Annotated in this window: 2 protein-coding genes; both read right to left on the reverse strand. The window is 70.6% G+C overall.

Annotation, left to right across the window (positions count from 1 at the left end):
- The coding region (locus HUV01_RS14490) for an efflux RND transporter permease subunit (protein ID WP_174298909.1) at positions 1-2,489 on the reverse strand (2,489 nt) is incomplete at its 3' end.
- A partial coding sequence (locus HUV01_RS14495) for an efflux RND transporter permease subunit (protein ID WP_174298910.1) occupies positions 2,486-2,941 on the reverse strand: 456 nt, incomplete at its 5' end. The genes HUV01_RS14490 and HUV01_RS14495, both read right to left, overlap by 4 nt.

Raw genomic sequence — 2,941 nt, forward strand, 5'->3', positions numbered from 1 at the left:
CCGGTCGCGCTCGCGCCGGTCGCGGCGCCGGTGCCCGACAGGCCGCCCGACAAGCCGCCCGACAAGCCGGACGACAGGCCGCTCGCCCCGCCGCCCCCGTCGCCACCCGCGCTGCCCGACGTGGCGTTCACGCCGGTCACGGCGGCGGCGGTGGCCCCGACGGGGATGCGGATGGCGGAAAGGTCCTGTGGCCCCCGCGTCTGGTCGGGGTTCCAGCCCAGGATCACGCTATACTGGTTGATGTCCTCGTAGATGGTGGCGACGTTTCGCTGGCCGAAGGCGTCGTACATCGTGTTGTCGATGTCGCGCGGGGAGATGCCGACCCGGCTCGCGGCGTCGCGGTCGATTGTCACGAAGCTCTCGACGCCGTTCTCGGCCAGGTCGCTGTCGACGTTGGTGAACGTCCTGTCCGCCGCCATCGCCTGGTTCAGCTTCTGCGCCCACGTCTTCAGGTTGGCGGTGCTGTCGGCCATCAGCGTGTATTGATAGGTCGCGTTGCCCTGCCGCCCGCCGGCGCGCAGGTCCTGGAGCGGCGACAGGAACAGGCGGATGCCCGCGACCGGCTGGAGCGATCTCTGCAGCCGTTCGATGACGACGGTGCTCGGCTGGCGCGGCCGCTGCGCCACCGGCTTCAGCGCGACGAGGATGAACGCGCCGCCCGCGCGGCTGCCGCCCGTGAAGCCGACGACGTCCTGCACCGCGCGATCATGGTGGATGACGCCGACGACCTGCGCGAGCTTGCGCTGCATCGACTGGAACGACACGCTTTCGTCCGCGCGCACGCCCGCGAAGATCAGCGGGCTCTCCTGCGTCGGGAAGAACCCCTTGGGCGCGGCGGCATAGAGGTACACGGTCAGCACGACGACCGCCGCGAGCAGCAGCAGCACCAGCCGCTTCATCGACAGCGCCCAGTCGAGCGAGCGGGCGTACATCCGCTCGATCCGCCGATATCCGCGCTCGAACGCCTGGCCGACCCGGCCCTCCGGCGCGCGCTCCTGCCGCGCGTCGCCCGGCCGCAGGAACCAGGCGCACAGCATCGGCGTGGTGGTGAGCGACAGGACGAGCGAGATCATCACCGACACGCACAGCGTGACCGAGAACTCGCGGAACAGCCGCCCGACGATGCCGCCCAGGAACAACAGCGGGATGAACACCGCGACCAGGCTCAGCGAGATCGACAGGACGGTGAACCCGACTTCCTTCGCGCCCAGCAGCGCGGCCCCGAACCGGTCCATGCCGGCCTCTAGGTGGCGGGTCGTGTTCTCCAGCACCACGATCGCGTCGTCGACCACGAAGCCGGTCGCGACCGTGATCGCCATCAGCGACAGGTTGTTGAGGCTGTAGCCGGCGAGGTACATCACCCCGAACGTGCCGAGCAGCGACACGATCGTGGCGATCGCCGGGATCATGGTCGCGCGCAGGTCGCGCAGGAAGGCGAGCACCACCAGCACGACCAGCACCAGCGAGATCAGCACCGTCAGCTCGATCTCGCGAATCGATGCGCGGATCGAGCTCGTCCGGTCCATCGCGACGTCCAGCGTCACGTCGGCGGGAATCGCCGCCTGGATGCCGGGCAGCTCCGCGCGGATCGCGTCGACCATCCTGATGAGGTTCGCGCCCGGCTGCTGCGTGATGTTGACGACCACCGCGCGCCGGCCGTTGAACAGCCCGAGCGTGTGGAGGTCGGCGACGCTGTCGCCCACGGCCGCGATGTCGCCCAGCCGCACCGCCGCGCCGTTCCGCCACGCGACCACCAGCGGGCGATAGTCCTGCGCCTTGCGGCCGGCGGCGTTGGTGTAGATCTGCCACGCGCGCCCGCCCGTCCCCTGCAGGATGCCCTTGGGCCGGTTGGCGTTGGCGGCCTCGATCGCGGCGCGCACGTCCTCCATCGCGATGCCATAGCTCGACAGGCGATAGGGGTTCACGTCCACCCGTACCGCCGGCAACGAGCCGCCGCCCACCTCCACGTCGCCGACGCCGGGTATCTGGAGCATCCGCTGCGACACGATGTTCGACACCGCGTCGTATATCTGCCCCGCCGTCCGGGTGTCGGACGTGAGCGCCAGCGTCACGACCGGCTGGTTGGCGGGGTTCACCTTGCGATAGGTCGGGTTCTGCTTCAGCGTCGCGGGCAGGTCGACGCGGGCGGCGCTGATCGCGGCCTGCACCTCGCGCGCGGCGCCGTCGATGTTCTTGGCTATGTCGAACTGGAGCGTGATCCGCGTGGAGCCGAGCGAGCTCGACGACGTCATCTCCGTCACGCCCGCGATCGTCGACAGGCGGCGTTCCAGCGGGGTCGCGATGCTCTGGGCCATCACGTCGGGGCTCGCGCCCGACAGGTTGGCCGACACGCTGATCGTCGGGAAGTCGACCTGCGGCAGCGGCGCGACCGGCAGGCTGAAGAAACCGGCGATCCCGGCCAGCGCCAGCCCGGCCGTCAGCAGCAGCGTGGCGATCGGCCGCCGGATGAAGGGCGCGGACAGGTTCACGCGTGCGCGCCCTCGACGGGGAGCGCGTCGGACGATCCGGGAGCGGGCGATCCGGGGGCGCCCGCTTCGGGGCCGATGTCGGGGCTCGCCTTCACGCCCCAGCCGGCGCGCGCCAGCCGCTGCTGCGCGCGGTCGAAATACAGGTAGACGACCGGCGTCGTGAAGATCGTCAGCAGCTGGCTGACCAGCAGACCGCCGAAGATCGCGATGCCCAGCGGCCGGCGCAACTCCGCGCCCTCGCCCGCGCCCAGCATCAGCGGCACCGCCGCGAACAGCGCCGCCAGCGTCGTCATCAGGATCGGGCGGAAGCGCAGCACCGCCGCCTGGCGGATCGCCGCGGCCGGCGCCAGTCCCTCGTCCCGCTCCGCAGCGATCGCGAAGTCGATCATCATGATCGCGTTCTTCTTCACGATGCCGATCAGCAGCACGATGCCGATGATGCCGATGATGTC

It is taken from the genome of Sphingomonas bacterium (assembly GCF_903643035.1).
GTDB lineage: Bacteria > Pseudomonadota > Alphaproteobacteria > Sphingomonadales > Sphingomonadaceae > Sphingomonas.